We start from the raw sequence: 13,637 nt of genomic DNA, 5'->3' as shown, positions 1-13,637 counted from the left end.
TCGATTTCCCGCCGTGGCGTTACTGTCGTGAGGCCGTCAGCCGTTGAGCGGAACCAGTCACGTGAGCCTGCAGTGAATCTGGTGCCGTGATCGCCGGAACGCGGTCCCATTTCTGTCGGTCCGTGGCGGCACACTGCCGCCATGGAGGAGCCGATCATCGGCAGTGAAGCGGTTGCGGTGGGACTGCTGACCCGTCATCAGCTGCGAACCAGGTACCGCGTCGTGCATCAGGACGTCTACCTGCCGGCCGACGTGACGCTGACGCCGGTGGTGCGTGCGAAGGCCTGCTGGCTGCGGTCACGCAGGCGGGGCGTGCTCGTCGGGTTCTCCGCCGCCGCGCTGCACGGCGCGAAATGGATCAGCGACCGACGAGCCGCGGAGATCAATGACGTGAATCGCCGGCCGACGCCCGGTGTGATCGCCCGCGCCGGCCGGCTCCAGGAGGATGAGATCTGTGAAAAGGCGGGCATGGCCGTCACCACTGCTGCGCGTACCGCACTGGACCTGTTGTGCTGGTATCCCGCGGACACCGCGATACCGGCGGTGGACGCGCTGGCCCGGGCAACGCGGCTGAAGATTCCCGACGTCGATCTGCTGGCTGAGCGGTACCGGGGCAGGCGTGGGATCAGGCGCGCCCGTGCCGCCCTCGAACTCGTCGATGGCGGTGCGGAGTCCCCGCGCGAAACCTGGTTGCGGTTGCTGATCGTCCGCGCCGGGTTTCCCCGACCGCGGACCCAGCTCCCGGTCTACAACGAGTATGGCGTGCTGATCGCCGAGGTCGACATGGGCTACCAAGATCTCAAGATCGCGTTCGAGTACGAGGGTGACCACCACCGCACCGACCGCCGGCAGTTCAACAAGGACATCCACCGCCACGATGCGCTCATCGAACTGGGCTGGATCGTCGTGCGCGTCACCGCCGAGGACACGCGCGCGGGTATTGTCCGCCGGATTCAGCTGGCGTTGGATCGCCGAAAGTAACGCCATGGCGGAATTTCGGGGCATTGCCCGCCATGGCGTTACGTTCGTCGCGGGGCCGGTTAGACGTTGGAGTCCACGTGGCCGCAGTTGGGTGTGGTCGGCAGTCCGTTGAACCGATCGGACAACCACTGCATGGAGCGCTCCCCGTCGACGAAGTACGGCAGCAGCGTGTTCACCGAGACCTTGTTGAGGAACGGTGGCTCCTCGTTGGTCCACAGCTGCACGTCACCGCCAAGGGAACACCATTGGTTGGCCACGTCCACCGACGCTTGATAGGGGTTGAACGTGTCGAACCTGTTCGTCGAGATATACACCGGCCCAGTTGGTTTCAGCGACCCGAGGTTCTGTGCCAAGAGCAGGCTCTTGACCGGGTCGTTGCCGAACAGATCGGCGGGGTTCACGTTGAACCAGCCGGTGTTGTCCGGGAAGTAGAAATGCCGGAACCCGAAGTCGGCCACCGATTGCACCAGGCAGATGTAGCTGGACCATTGCACGAAGTGCATACCCCGATCGGTCAGCGTGCCCATCAGCAGCTGGGCGGTCTCCGGATAGGCGTTGACGATGCCGTTGAGTACATAGCCGAGGGCGCCGACCAGCAGATTGCCGTCCAGGAACGGCGGCATCAGCGACAGGTTGGCCACCGGCGTGTTCAATGCGGCGCCAACGATGTTGAGCTCGGGTGCGTAGGTGGCTGCCTGCTCCACCGCCGACCCGGCGGCTTGCCCACCGGTCAGCCAGCCCCAGAACGCCACCGGCCCATGGGGATCCAGCGAGGTTCCGGGCAGCTGCATGGCCGCCCGCGCGGCGTCGAGCAGTCCGGTGCCGGCCGAGAGCCGGTTGGCGAACTCCGGCCCGCCCGGGATGTGCACTCCCATGCCGACGCCGTCGGCGACGACGACGGCGTACCCACGGGCAACCATCGTGGCCAGGAACGTCTCCTCGTAGTTAAAGGTCAGGTCGAACCCCTGGGAGAAGTGGATGCCCTGATCCATCAACCGCGACGGCGCGCACTGCTCGCCGATGCCGTACGGGCCGGGCGCGTAGGCGATCAACGGGCGCGGCCCCTTACCCGGCCACGGGTTATCCGGCTCCAGATACACCCCGGTGGCCGCTACCGGTTGGCCTTTGGCGTTGGTGGTGCGGTACATGATCCGCGTCCCGGTCGCCACCCAGCTGCCCAGCTGTCCCGACGGCTCGTAGACCAGGTGCATCGGCTCCGTGCGGATCAGGTCGCCGGGCTTGCCGGCGGGCAGCGGATCCGGTGGGGTATAGAACTCGAGGTACTTGGTCTCGTCCGCGGACGCCGGCGGCGCCGGCAGGACGGCGGGCAGCACCAGGACGGCGGCCAGTGCCACCGTCAGGAGCCGCAGCACCGCCCACCGGGCACGGCGCGCATCGTTGAGCGTTCGGGTCACAGACATACTCACTTTCTGCCAAACAGCCGATCGGCCAGGCCTAGGCCGGCGTCTGGGTGTGGACGGTCAACCCGCACTCTTCGACGAAGTTCGCATAGCGCCTCGCCACGTTGTCCGACACCGCTTCCGGCGCAAGCGGGTTGGGTGCACCACCGAACAGCGGTGCCAGGGCGTCGATCCCAGCCTTTGCGGCGGGCTGCCAGCGCCCCAGCCAGCCGTCGAAGACGTCGCGCAGGTTCGGGTCGCGGTCGATCGCATAGGTCACCAGCGCCTGTGACCAGTCCTGGCTGCGTCTGCTGTCGAGGTCGAACTCGGTGAGCAGGGCCGACAGGAACGGATCACCGTTTGCCGCCGCCAAGGCGGCGAGCTGCTCGTTGACCAGCGCATCGATCATCGGCTTCACGGTGAGATTCAGCGCGGTGAAGGACTCACCCCAGTCGTAGGCGATGAGCAACTCCTCCAAAGCCTTTCGCAGCGGTTGCCACTGTGGCGCCGCCTCCCACGGACCGCGGGCGGTGGCGGTCTCGGCGAGATCGTCGCCGTGGGTGATCGCCAGCACCTTGGTCCAGTAGGCCAGGCGCTGGATGCGCCGCAGCTCGTCGGAGGCCTGGAAGTAGGCGCAGTTGGTGATGAACGACGACGGGGCCACCTGGCCGACGTAGAGTGCCGCCATCTGCAACACATGCAGCGGGAAGCGCAACGGCACAAGAACATCGCGCAGCGTACCGACCCATCCCGGGCTGAGCTGGCGAGCGACGTGGGACGCCTCAGCCTGGTCGATGAGCCCGTCGACGAAGGTCTCCCGGTCGCGTTGAGTGGCGACGTAGTCCTTGTAGGTGAGCTTGTGCGGATCCCGGAACTGCTCCCAGTCGTCGAGCTGCAGCGGCGATCCCTCCCGATTGCGCAGATACCACTGGTTGATCGGGGTGTCGGGGTCCATCTCGAACGGTGCCGGATCGCGGCGGAAGTGGTAGTGGAACTTGGCGGTGACCGCCTCGTACGGGCTGGGCTTGCGCTTGACATCGCCGAGCATGCTCCAGGTCTTGGGAGCGCGCCTATTCCTGCCAGTGTCGGTGGCCACGATCATGCCTCTCTATCCAGATGCCAGACGATCTCGTCGTCGCCGACGATGATTCGGCCGGCGAACCCGGCCAGGTTGGTTTCGATGTCGGCCAGCCGGAAGGACCGGCCGAGTTCACGCTCCAGCGATGCTCGAGTCAGCCGGCAGCGCCAGGGTGTGGTGATCTTGACGTAGCCGACCTGGTCGTCGACCTCCACGTCGGAGTCCGGGTTGTCGTCTTCGATGGCGTTGATCACCGCATCGCACAACTCGCCGTCGACGCCACGCATGATGGGACCCACCCGCTTGACGTGCTCATCGGTCGTTGTCATTAGCCCTCCTCGCGGGCGCTGGTTGTCGTGACGTTGTCACGGTTGTAGTGGCGCTGGCCGTCCTGAGGGACGCCGATCTGGATCTTGTCGTCGGCCACCCGCACCGGGAACTGGTACAGCTGACAACCCGCCGGGTTGATGCCTTTGCCGGTGCGCAGGTCGAACACCCAGGCGTGGCCGCCACAGGTCAATTCGCTTGTGTCGGCGTTCCATTCGCCGTCGAGCAGCGAGATCTCCTGGTGCGGACACATGCCCTGGAAGGCTCGGAGGTCACCGCCGAGCAGGTGGGCGACCATCACCTCCTCGCCCGCGACGTCGAAGTCGAGGACCTCGCCTTCCCACACTTCGTCGGCGTCGGCGACGTCGTACCAGCGCACGTCCGGCTCGGTCACTGGGCACCGTCGGAGTAGAACGCCTCCAGGTAGTCCAGCGGTGCCACCCCGGCGCTTTCCGGGGTGGCGTCGGCCGGCAGGACATGCCCGTGATGGCGAACGCGTAACGGCCTGTCCTGCTTGGCGACTCGACGATTCACCGAGTGGTAGGCGATCTTCTCGGCCACCACATCCATGGTGTCGTCACTGTCGATCGGTACCAGGTTGATGACGAAGTCGCCCAGAACCTGACCCTGTACCGGCATCAATGCCATGTTGTTTCCCTTCGATTCTCAGCGAGCAATCACCAGCGGAGCGGGCTGGTGGGCCCACGCGAAGTCGGTCGCGTCGACGCCGGCCTCCTCCGGTGAGATGCCCATGTAGGCCAGCGCCCCATTGAGGTCCGGCGGCTGGATCATGCCGGCCAGGAAGCGGTCGACGATCCCGAGGTGTCCCTGGAAGCGGTGCGGGCTCTCGGTGAAGATCCACTTGCACGGCTCCGAGCAGAAGGTGTAGCGCCGGCCGTTGTGGTCGTGGATCAGCGGGGCCGGGCTGTCCAGATATCCGGCGTTGAATCCCGACGGGGTGCAGACCGGCACGTGGCAGATGTTGCACACCATCGGCAGTGTCTCCGGGTAGGTCATCGCGATGTTGCCGGAGCGGGCGTTCTCGGTGATGACGTCCCAGTACTTTCCGAACGAGTCGTTCCAGCCGGGGTACTTCTCCTCCAGCCAGTCGCGCTCCTGCGGGGACACGCCGGCGTCCGGGTTCCACCACACGGTCGGACGCCAGAACCACACGCCCAGGTGGTAGGCGTGGTGCAGCCAGTTGATCTCCTTCTGGTAGTGGTCGTTCCAGTACCAGGGCAGCTCCAGGCCGAAGTCGGTGAACTGGTCGACGAACTGCTTGTTGATCCATTCGGCCATGAACTCCTTGAAGGAGTGCCTGCGGTGCTCGAGCGGGGTGTAGTAGTCCATCGACAGCCCGGTCAGCAGCGAGAAGATCTTCCACGACCGCCAGAACATGTGGTCGATCAGCTTCTGTGCGACGTCCTTCTGGCCGTTCTCGATGAGGATCTTCATCGTCGGCTCGCCCTGCTGGGCGTGCCGGGCCTCATCGGTCTGGATCGAGGAGATCAGTGAGCTGAACTCGATGTCGCCAACCCCCATCGCGTCGGCAGCCATGCCGAGGAACTGCAGGTTGGTGAACCCGGTCTCGAAACAGAAGGTGAGCTGGATGGCCGTCGACACCGCGTCGTTGCCGGCGAACATGTCGTCGAACAGCGATCGGGCGGCGAGCACGCCCCACTCGTTGGTGTGGTACGCCTTGTGCGCCCAGTCGGCTTTGGGTTCCTTGGCCAGCAAGGTGTAGGGGAAGTAGGTCTGGATCTGGCCGTGCCGAGTCTCGTCGAGGGTCCCGTACATGGCCATGTTCCGCCAGGCGGCCGCCCGGCCGAACCGCCCCATCCGGGCCTCACCCATGCCGGCGGTGTACTCGGCGACCGCGATCGCGCCGTAGTGCGCCAGGATCGCCGATTTCCAGCCCGGGTCGAGCTGCTCGTAGAGCTTGGACCGGTTCACCACCGAGTTGATGGCGTAGACGCTGGTGTCCTTGCCCGCCTGGATGTGCACGTACTCCGGATAGGTGATCTTGTACGGCTCGTCCCAGGTCCACCAGGACTCCTTGGGCACGCCGAAACTATCCGACATCTCCTGCGGGAAGACCTGCTCGTCGGTGACGTAGGAGAAGTTCCAGTTCATGTCTCGAGTCAGCTCATACCAGTCCGAACGGGCTAGTTGCGGCATCGCGGCGCCTTCCTGTGTGGTCTGAGGGCAAGGGCGCCCTCAGTCGTGGTTTGGGTCACAGTTCGTGCTCGGAACTATGTCAACGCCGTCACGGCAGATGTCGAATTTGTTCCGCAAGCAGGAACAGGCGCCCGAGGGGCGGTGGCGGATCTGGCGTTCCGCAATGCGGAACCGCGGGGAGAGACGACGGTCACAGCGCTCGACAATTCAGCGAATGACCCCCTTCATGCTGCGGGTGAGCGACGTTCTGGACCTTCCGGCCGACGTCGAGCTGCCCGATATCCAGGCCAGCCGGCGACTGCCGGCCGCGATCGGTGCCGACGAGCACGTCGAATGTCGTTCGCTCGCTGAGCAATTGGTATGCGAGGCCAACGTCGTGCTGACGGCCAACGACCGCGAACGCATCGACCTGACTGACGAGGTGAAGGCCGGGCAGCTGTCTTTCGCCATGTCCTACGGGCAGCGCCAAGCCCGGATCGTCACCAACATCGGCCACGACGTGGCGGTCGGTCACCTCTACGGAATCGGCTCCCGGCACCTGGGCAATGTCGAGCTCACCGGCGCTGAGCAGGTCGAGAAGCTGATCCTGCTGCTGATCGGGGGCGACCCGGATGACGCCGACAACGTGGCCGTTCCGGCACCCGGAACGTTGGCACTGTGATCGCCGTCGCATCGACATTCTTTTGCTAACCCACCCGAGCCACCACTAGGAAACCCGGAGGCTGTCCGTGCAGTTCGAGCTTCGCCAGCAGGTCATCGAGCCTGTTCGCCAGACGTTCACCCCCCTGGTCAAGCGCTACGGCGACCGGCCGGCAACTCGCTACGAGGAGGGTTCGGTGGGCATCCAGTCCACCGAGCACTTCCACTACCGGCCGCTGTGGGACCCCAAGCACGAGATCTACGACGCCGACTACTCGGCGCTCAAGCTGTCCGACCCGGACGCTTACACCGACCCGCGGCAGTTCTACTACACGCCCTACGTAGTCAACCGGGCAGCGCTACACGAGGCGTTCGGCCGCAACCTGAGCTACGTCGTCGATCGCGGCCTGCTGACCAAGATGCCTCAACCGTGGCAGGACCTGGTGGCCAAAACCGTACTGCCACTGCGCTATTACGAGTCCGGTGCACAGCTGATCAATGTCGAGGGCGGCCGGTTCGCCTACGGCACCACCATCGAGCAGGTTTTCACCTACGCTTCCTTCGACCGGATCGGCAACGCGCAGATCCTCAGCCGGATCGGCATCGCGCTGGGGGAGAACACCGACGCAGTGCTGACCAGCACCAAGCCCGCATGGATGGATGACGCAGGCCTGCAGGGCCTGCGCCGGCTGATCGAGGAACTGCTGGTCGAGCCGGACTGGGCGCTGTCGAACGTGGGCCTGGACCTGTGTGACCGGCTGCTGTTCCCGCTGCTGACCGCGCACCTCGACGAGGCGGCCCTGCTGGGCGGCGCCGGCGCCTACAGTCTGCTGATCCAGCAGCTCGGCCTCTGGTGGACCGACCAGCGCAAATGGCTCGATTCGCTGATCAGTGCGTGGGTCAATGACCCCGAGCACGGCACCGCCAACATCGAAGCCCTGCAGGCCAGTGTCGCGAAGTACCTGCCGCAGGCCACCGCAGCCGTGATCGACCTGGCCCAGGAGATGGACAGCATCGGCGATGTGGGTGCTGAGAAATTCGTCGCCAGCACGGCCGACACCGTCAACGAGACGCTGCGCGCCAGCGGAATTGAGGCCTGAGTGACCACCACACGCGAAGTCGGCGTCGATCTGCAGGAGTCCGGCGAAGACGTCCGGCGGATGGTGACCGCCATCGAGAAGGACAACCCAGGCATGCGGGTCCAGCACCTGCCGGGGCTGATCAAGGTCTTCTCGCCGGGCAGGCTGGTGATCAAGCGCGAGACCATCGAGGACGAGTTGGGCCGTGAGTGGGAGACCCACGAGTTCCAGCTGTCGATCGTCTCTTACTACGGCAACATCAGCGACTACGACGACGACGAGATCGTCATCAGCTGGGGCCACTAGGCCTCCAATGACCATTCCATTCACCGAATCTCGAGGGAATTAGCCATGGCGAAGATGTCAATGAAGGCGCGCTACTCGGCGCTGACCCGCGATCTGTCCTGGGACCCCACCTATGTGAGCGAGGACGACATGTTCCCGCACACCACTTTTGAGGGCATCAAGGTCCACGACTGGTCGAAGTGGGAGGATCCGTTCCGCCTCACCGTCGACTCGTACTTCAAATACCAGGCTGAGAAGGACAAGCGACTCTATGCCGTGCTCGACGGGTTCGCGCAGTCGCAGGGGCATCTGAGCCTGACCGATGCCCGCTACCTCAACGCGATGAAGCTGTTCCTGCAGGGCGTAACCTCGCTGGAGTACACCGCGCACCGGCACTTCGCTTATCTGGGAAGGGAACTCAACGGCGCGGGGCCACGCTTCGCGGCGTTGTGTCAGTCGCTGGACGAGATGCGGCACGCCCAGACCCAGATCCACACCCTGTCGAATTACAACAAGTACTACAGCGGGCTGCACAACGCCTTCGAGCAGTTCGACCGGGTCTGGTACCTGTCGGTGCCCAAATCGTTCTTCGAAGACGCCGTCACCGCCGGACCGTTCGAGTTCCTGATCGCCATCGGATTCTCGTTCGAGTACCTGCTGACCAACCTGCTGTTCGTTCCGTTCATGAGCGGCGCGAGCTTCAACGGCGATCTGTCGACGATGACATTCGGCTTTTCGGCACAGAGCGACGAGAGCCGGCACATGACCTTCGGCTTGGAGGCCATCAAATTCCTGCTCGAGCAGGATGAGGCCAACGTGCCGATCGTGCAGGCCTGGATCGACAAGTGGTTCTGGCGCGGATACCGGCTCACCTCGCTCATCGCCGGAATGATGGATTACATGCTGCCCAAGAAGGTGATCAGCTGGAAGGAGGCCTTCGAGCTGTACTTCGAAAAGCAGATGCTGAACGGTCTTTTCCCCGATCTGGCCTACTACGGCATCAAGCCGCCGCGCCACGTCGAGCATGCGGTCGCCGAGAAGGACATCTACAGCCACCAGGTGTACTGGACGCTCTACCAGTTCTCCTTCGCGGCGGCGTTCACCACCACCATTCCCGAGCCCGAGGAGATGGACTGGTTCGCCGAGCAGTACCCCGGCACGTTCGACACCATCTACCGGCCCAAGTGGGAGAAGGCGGCCCGCATCGCCGAGAACGGCGGCCGGACCTTCTTCCAGGGCCTGCCCCAGCTGTGCCAGGTGTGCCAGCTGCCGATGTTCCTGACTGAGCCCGGCGACCCGAACAAGCTCTGCCAGCGCAACACCGAGTTCGAGGGCGAGAACTACAACTTCTGTTCCGACGGCTGCCAGTGGATCTTCGAGCGCGAGCCGGAGAAGTATGTGCAGGCTTGGCTGCCGGTGCACCAGATCTTCCAGGGCAACTGTGGGGGACCCAGCGTCCCCGAGGTCCTCGACTGGTACGGCATCGAGGAGGGTGACGGCGGCGAATACCTCGGCTCGATCGACCACCGCAACTGGGTCGGCTGGCACAACGGGTCCGGTGTCGAGACAGCGAAAGTGGGTGGCTGAGATGAGTGTGCGGGCCATCGGGGAGTACAAGTTCCCGTCCCGGTCGCGGGTCGAACTCTACGGCGACGACCAGCTCGTCCACGTCTGGTGGCGCGACAACCGGTACCTGGCCTCGGCCGCAACGTTCCGGGTTCCCAAGGCGATGCTCTTCGGTGACTTCGTCAGCTCCGTTGTCGAGCCTTGGGCCGCATCGGATCCCGACTTCGAGCCGGGATCCGAGCGGGACTGGTTCATCGACGACGACCCGCTGCGGGTCCGCGACGACGCGTCCCTGACCGAACTCGGAATCGGTCACAAGCACACCCTGTCGTTCCAGGTCGGTTGACATGCCATCGGTGTCGGTCGAGGGCTATGACGCCGAAGTCGAATCTCAGCCGGGCGAAGCCATTCTCGGCGCGCTCTGCCGGCGCGGTTACTCCTACAAGTTCGGTTGCCGGCGGGGAGGCTGCGGGGTGTGCAAGGTGCACCTGGTCTCCGGTCAAGTGACCTACCCGAAGACCGTCGCCGAATCCGTTCTGCCGGAGTCTGATCGCACCGACGGCGTGTGCCTGACGTGTCGGGCAGTTCCCGTCACCGACGTCGTGATCCGGCTCGGCGACGATGACCAGCTCCGCCGTGCCGGAATCTTCCGGCTGGCCAGCGGCATCAGGTCCGCTGCCGGTCTCCAATCGAAAGGAACCACAGTCGAATGAGCGTCATGCGTTTGGGCTACGTCCACACCCGGGTCACCGACATGGACGATGCGTTGAGTCACTACTGCCACACCCTCGGCCTGCAGAAGGTTGCCGAACAGCCGGGCAAGGTCTTCCTGAAGGCGTGGGACGAGTACGACCACCATTCGGTCGTCCTCGAGGAGGGCGGTGTCGGCCTGGTGAAGCTCGGCTACAAGGTCGAGCGCCCGGAGGACATCGAGACCTACGAGAAGCGCGCCCAGGCATTCGGCGCCATCACGGAGCGGATGAGCAAAGGTGAAAACCTGGCCATCAGTGACGGATTGCGGATCGTGCTGCCCTCGGACCACGTCCTGGAGCTCTACCACGAGGCCGAGCAGACCGGGACGGCCACCGGGGTCCTCAATCCGGAGGCCTGGCCGCGCGACCTGATCGGTGTCGGGGTGCCGCGGGTCGACCACGCGCTGATCTGTTGCGAGGACATGGATACCTCGGAACGCTTCTTCAAAGAAGTCCTGGACTTCCGGCCCGCCGAGCGGTGGGTCACCGACCAGTCCGACTCCGGTGAGCTGATGGGCTCCTGGTTGTTCTGTAGCAACACCCCGCACGACATCGCGCTGATCAGCGGTCCCAACGGCAAGCTGCACCACTTCGCGTTCCAGTTGGGCGACTGGAGCGAGATCCTCAAGGCCGGCGATCTTTTCGCGATGGATGACGTGTCGGTGGACATCGGGCCGACCCGGCACGGCATCACCCGGGGCCAGACGATCTACTTCTTCGACCCGTCGGGCAACCGCAACGAGGTCTTCGCCGGCGGCTACCAGACGTTCCCGGACTTCCCGACCATCACCTGGACCAATGAGCAACTGGCCAAGGGGATCTTCTACATCGGCCGGGAGCTCAACGAGCGCTTCACCTCGGTGGTCACTTAACCCGTGACGGGAACCGGGCCCGACGTCGCCGGTGTATCGACGCTGACCCTCACCGGCGCGCAGCGGGTGCTCAATGCGAGCCTGGCGGTGGCCGGCGAGTTCGGGGTGGCCGTGTGTGTGGCGGTCACCGATCGCGCCGGGCAGCTGCTGGCGTTCGCCCGGATGGACGGCGCGGCCTTGCTGTCGGTGTCGATCGCGCAGGACAAGGCCTACACCGTGGCCGCCTTCGACGGACTGGCCACCCACGACTGGTTCGACCTGATCAAGGACGAACCAGCGCTGCTGCACGGGATCGTCAAGACCGAGCGTCTGATCGTCTTCGCCGGCGGTGTGCCGGTCCGGTCCGGCGGTGCACTGGTGGGTGCCGTCGGGGTCAGTGGCGGCAGCGCCGAGCAGGACCGCGCCATCGCGCAGGCCGGGGCGCACGCCGTTGACCTGGGCAGATAGCCCGCCGGTCCGTATAGCGGAACGGTTGTATGACCCGGGCCTCGGTGGTCGCACGATCGTGATGTGACCCACAGCCACACGATCACCGTTGAACCGCTCGGCGTCGAGGTGTCCTGCCGCGAGGACCAGTCCATCCTCGAGGCGTGCCTGCGCCAGGGCGTCAACCTGCCGCACGCCTGCACCCACGGCACGTGCGCCACCTGCAAGGTCGAAGTCCTCGACGGTGAGGTGGACCTCGGTGAGGCTTCGGCGTTCGCCCTGCTCGACTCCGAACGGGCCGAGGGTAAGGCCCTGATCTGCACCGCCCGGCCGAAGAGCGACGTCACCATCGAGGCGGACGTCGAGGAGGAGGACGGCGTGGTTTTCCATCCGGTGCGCGACTTCGCCGCGACGGTGACCCGGATCGAGGACTGTGCGAACAACATCCGCCGGGTGGAACTCGCGCTCGACGGCGGCATCGACCTCAATCCGGGTCAGTACGTGCAGGTCCAGATTCCCGGACACGGGGTGACCCGCAGCTGGTCGGTGGCCACCCCACCGGCAAGCACCGACGTGATCGAGCTGAACATCCGTCGTACCGCAGGTGGTCTGGCCACCGATGGTTGGGTGTTCGCCGGGCTGGCCGAGGGCGACCGGATTGCGCTCTCCGGCCCGTACGGGCGGTTCTTCCTGCGTGAGCAGCGCGCCGAGCCGGCCATCCTGATCGGTGGTGGTACCGGCCTGGCCCCGTTGAAAGCGATGGTCCGCCATGTGCTGGAAACCGGTGCGCCACAGCGGTTGTATCTCTACCACGGGGCGCGCACCGGGGCCGACCTGTACGACGTCGACTACTTCACCGATCTCGAGGCGCGATCGGGCGGTCAGCTCAGTTACCGCCCGGTCCTGTCCGAGGAGGCGGTCGACGGGATCCGGCACGGCAACGTGACCGCGGCCGTCGACGCCGACTTCGAGACCTGCGCCGGCCATGTCGCCTACCTGTGCGGGCCGCCACCGATGGTGGAGGCGGCGCTGAAGATGCTGATGAGCAAGCGGTTGTTCCCCCGCGACATCTACCGCGAGGACTTCTTCGACAGTTCCGACAAGTCCGGCGGTGGCGTGCGGAGTCCCCTGCTGAGGACCTCGTGACCGCGCTGATCACCCCCGAGGTCGGGAAATCGGTTGTCGCGAACGGCATCTCCACGAATTACCTGGAGGCTGGCGCCGGCGAACCGGTGGTGCTGATCCACGGCTCCGGGCCGGGCGTCACCGCGTACGCCAACTGGCGGCTGACCATTCCGCCGCTGTCGGGCCGCTTCCACTGCTATGCGCCGGACATGGCCGGCTTCGGATTCACCCAGCGCCCGGCCGGGATCACCTATGACCTGCAAACCTGGGTGGACCAGCTGCTCGGGTTCCTGGACGCGTTGGGGCTGGGCCGGGTGTCGTTGGTGGGCAACAGCTTCGGTGGAGCGGTCGCCCTGCGGTTCGCCGCGAACCATCCAGGCCGGGTCAACCGCCTGGTGCTCATGGGCAGCGTCGGCGTTCCCTTCGAGATCACCGATGCGCTCGACGCGGTCTGGGGTTATCAACCGTCCCTGGATGCGATGCGCCGGATGCTGGACCACTTCGCGTACTCCCGCGAGCTGGTCACCGACGAGCTGGCCCAGGTGCGGTACGAGGCCAGTGTGCGGCCCGGCTTCCAGGAGTCGTTCGCGGCCATGTTTCCCGCGCCGCGGCAACGCTGGGTCGATGCGCTCACCACCCCCGATGAGCAGATCGCCGCGTTGCCCCACCCGACGCTGATCGTGCACGGCCGCGACGACAGGGTCATTCCACCGGCGACCTCGCTGCGGCTGCACCAGCTCATCGACGATTCCGAGCTGCACCTGTTCGGCAGGTGCGGACACTGGACCCAGATCGAGCGCTCGGCGTCGTTCGCCGCCTTGCTGGGGGAGTTTCTGAGCCGCGATTCGGATTGGGGCATTTCGGCCCTTGGCGGAGGAGAGTGACGTGGGTCATACTTTGCAGGCTTTTCACGCTAGAACCGCGACGGG

Annotated in this window: 17 protein-coding genes; 11 read left to right on the top strand and 6 right to left on the bottom strand. The window is 65.3% G+C overall.

Features of this window, described 5'->3' with window-relative positions; all coding sequences use genetic code 11:
- Window positions 1–141 precede the first annotated feature (141 nt).
- Window positions 142–981 carry a putative endonuclease domain-containing protein gene (locus ADBZ9K_RS20195; RefSeq protein ID WP_526623578.1) on the top strand — a complete coding sequence of 280 codons (840 nt, stop codon included), beginning with the start codon at window positions 142–144 and terminating at the stop codon, window positions 979–981.
- Between the two features lie 59 nt (window positions 982–1,040).
- Here the strand turns inward: ADBZ9K_RS20195 and ADBZ9K_RS20190 are convergent, their stop codons facing one another.
- From ADBZ9K_RS20190 to ADBZ9K_RS20165, 6 genes are read right to left on the bottom strand one after another with little or no spacing between them, the layout of a single operon-like run.
- Complete coding sequence (locus tag ADBZ9K_RS20190) at window positions 1,041–2,402, bottom strand: lipase family protein (RefSeq protein ID WP_526623576.1); 1,362 nt, start codon at window positions 2,400–2,402, stop codon at window positions 1,041–1,043.
- A gap of 34 nt (window positions 2,403–2,436) precedes the next feature.
- Window positions 2,437–3,483, bottom strand: a complete 1,047-nt coding sequence (locus ADBZ9K_RS20185) for a ferritin family protein (protein WP_526623574.1) — start codon at window positions 3,481–3,483, stop codon at window positions 2,437–2,439.
- Window positions 3,480–3,788, bottom strand: a complete 309-nt coding sequence (locus tag ADBZ9K_RS20180) for an MmoB/DmpM family protein (protein ID WP_526623572.1) — start codon at window positions 3,786–3,788, stop codon at window positions 3,480–3,482. The genes ADBZ9K_RS20185 and ADBZ9K_RS20180 overlap by 4 nt, the downstream gene beginning before the upstream one ends.
- A complete protein-coding gene (locus tag ADBZ9K_RS20175) occupies window positions 3,788–4,180 on the bottom strand; it encodes a Rieske 2Fe-2S domain-containing protein (protein ID WP_526623571.1) in 393 nt (130 codons plus the stop codon). Before ADBZ9K_RS20175 ends, ADBZ9K_RS20180 begins: the two co-directional genes overlap by 1 nt.
- The gene (locus ADBZ9K_RS20170) at window positions 4,177–4,434 is read right to left on the bottom strand and encodes a toluene-4-monooxygenase system B family protein (RefSeq protein ID WP_526623569.1); all 258 of its coding nucleotides are present in this window, start codon (window positions 4,432–4,434) and stop codon (window positions 4,177–4,179) included. The genes ADBZ9K_RS20175 and ADBZ9K_RS20170 overlap by 4 nt, the downstream gene beginning before the upstream one ends.
- An 18-nt stretch (window positions 4,435–4,452) precedes the next feature.
- Window positions 4,453–5,964, bottom strand: a complete 1,512-nt coding sequence (locus tag ADBZ9K_RS20165; RefSeq protein WP_526623567.1) for an aromatic/alkene/methane monooxygenase hydroxylase/oxygenase subunit alpha — start codon at window positions 5,962–5,964, stop codon at window positions 4,453–4,455.
- A gap of 214 nt (window positions 5,965–6,178) precedes the next feature.
- Between ADBZ9K_RS20165 and ADBZ9K_RS20160 the strand changes: the two genes are divergently transcribed.
- The 10 genes from ADBZ9K_RS20160 (at window position 6,179) to ADBZ9K_RS20115 (ending at window position 13,592) form a co-directional block, all read left to right on the top strand.
- Window positions 6,179–6,625, top strand: a complete 447-nt coding sequence (locus tag ADBZ9K_RS20160) for a hypothetical protein (protein WP_526623565.1) — start codon at window positions 6,179–6,181, stop codon at window positions 6,623–6,625.
- Between the two features lie 67 nt (window positions 6,626–6,692).
- Window positions 6,693–7,703 (top strand): ferritin family protein, encoded by a 1,011-nt coding sequence (locus ADBZ9K_RS20155; protein ID WP_526623563.1) that lies wholly within the window; start codon window positions 6,693–6,695, stop codon window positions 7,701–7,703.
- Window positions 7,704–7,988, top strand: coding sequence for an MmoB/DmpM family protein (locus tag ADBZ9K_RS20150; protein ID WP_526623561.1), 285 nt, complete (start codon window positions 7,704–7,706; stop codon window positions 7,986–7,988). It abuts the gene before it with no gap.
- Window positions 7,989–8,033: 45 nt separating this feature from the next.
- The gene (locus tag ADBZ9K_RS20145) at window positions 8,034–9,554 is read left to right on the top strand and encodes a YHS domain-containing protein (protein ID WP_526623560.1); all 1,521 of its coding nucleotides are present in this window, start codon (window positions 8,034–8,036) and stop codon (window positions 9,552–9,554) included.
- Window position 9,555: 1 nt separating this feature from the next.
- Window positions 9,556–9,879: a phenol hydroxylase subunit P4 gene (locus ADBZ9K_RS20140; RefSeq protein WP_526623558.1), complete on the top strand. Its 324-nt coding sequence runs from the start codon at window positions 9,556–9,558 to the stop codon at window positions 9,877–9,879.
- A 1-nt stretch (window position 9,880) separates the two neighbouring features.
- Window positions 9,881–10,246, top strand: coding sequence for a 2Fe-2S iron-sulfur cluster-binding protein (locus ADBZ9K_RS20135; RefSeq protein WP_526623556.1), 366 nt, complete (start codon window positions 9,881–9,883; stop codon window positions 10,244–10,246).
- Window positions 10,243–11,157, top strand: a complete 915-nt coding sequence (locus ADBZ9K_RS20130; protein WP_526623554.1) for a catechol 2,3-dioxygenase — start codon at window positions 10,243–10,245, stop codon at window positions 11,155–11,157. The genes ADBZ9K_RS20135 and ADBZ9K_RS20130 overlap by 4 nt, the downstream gene beginning before the upstream one ends.
- A 3-nt stretch (window positions 11,158–11,160) precedes the next feature.
- Complete coding sequence (locus ADBZ9K_RS20125) at window positions 11,161–11,604, top strand: heme-binding protein (protein WP_526623553.1); 444 nt, start codon at window positions 11,161–11,163, stop codon at window positions 11,602–11,604.
- Window positions 11,605–11,667: 63 nt separating this feature from the next.
- A complete protein-coding gene (locus tag ADBZ9K_RS20120) occupies window positions 11,668–12,729 on the top strand; it encodes an NADH:ubiquinone reductase (Na(+)-transporting) subunit F (protein WP_526623552.1) in 1,062 nt (353 codons plus the stop codon).
- Window positions 12,726–13,592 carry an alpha/beta fold hydrolase gene (locus ADBZ9K_RS20115; protein WP_526623551.1) on the top strand — a complete coding sequence of 289 codons (867 nt, stop codon included), beginning with the start codon at window positions 12,726–12,728 and terminating at the stop codon, window positions 13,590–13,592. The genes ADBZ9K_RS20120 and ADBZ9K_RS20115 overlap by 4 nt, the downstream gene beginning before the upstream one ends.
- The last annotated feature ends 45 nt before the right edge of the window (window positions 13,593–13,637 follow it).

The organism is Mycobacterium sp., assembly GCF_965229265.1.
Classification (GTDB): Bacteria; Actinomycetota; Actinomycetes; order Mycobacteriales; family Mycobacteriaceae; genus Mycobacterium.
Note: the sequence above shows the minus strand (reverse complement) of the source record. Positions and strands in the feature narration are given on the sequence as shown.

Bases quoted from the DNA above. Each gene is read 5' to 3' on its own strand.
- ADBZ9K_RS20145 (WP_526623560.1), top strand. From the start codon at position 8,034: ATGGCGAAGATGTCAATGAAGGCGCGCTACTCGGCGCTGACCCGCGAT.
- ADBZ9K_RS20185 (WP_526623574.1), bottom strand. From the start codon at position 3,483: ATGATCGTGGCCACCGACACTGGCAGGAATAGGCGCGCTCCCAAGACC.
- ADBZ9K_RS20195 (WP_526623578.1), top strand. From the start codon at position 142: ATGGAGGAGCCGATCATCGGCAGTGAAGCGGTTGCGGTGGGACTGCTG.
- ADBZ9K_RS20165 (WP_526623567.1), bottom strand. From the start codon at position 5,964: ATGCCGCAACTAGCCCGTTCGGACTGGTATGAGCTGACTCGAGACATG.
- ADBZ9K_RS20170 (WP_526623569.1), bottom strand. From the start codon at position 4,434: ATGGCATTGATGCCGGTACAGGGTCAGGTTCTGGGCGACTTCGTCATC.
- ADBZ9K_RS20160 (WP_526623565.1), top strand. From the start codon at position 6,179: ATGACCCCCTTCATGCTGCGGGTGAGCGACGTTCTGGACCTTCCGGCC.
- ADBZ9K_RS20130 (WP_526623554.1), top strand. From the start codon at position 10,243: ATGAGCGTCATGCGTTTGGGCTACGTCCACACCCGGGTCACCGACATG.
- ADBZ9K_RS20140 (WP_526623558.1), top strand. From the start codon at position 9,556: ATGAGTGTGCGGGCCATCGGGGAGTACAAGTTCCCGTCCCGGTCGCGG.
- ADBZ9K_RS20190 (WP_526623576.1), bottom strand. From the start codon at position 2,402: ATGTCTGTGACCCGAACGCTCAACGATGCGCGCCGTGCCCGGTGGGCG.
- ADBZ9K_RS20180 (WP_526623572.1), bottom strand. From the start codon at position 3,788: ATGACAACGACCGATGAGCACGTCAAGCGGGTGGGTCCCATCATGCGT.
- ADBZ9K_RS20135 (WP_526623556.1), top strand. From the start codon at position 9,881: ATGCCATCGGTGTCGGTCGAGGGCTATGACGCCGAAGTCGAATCTCAG.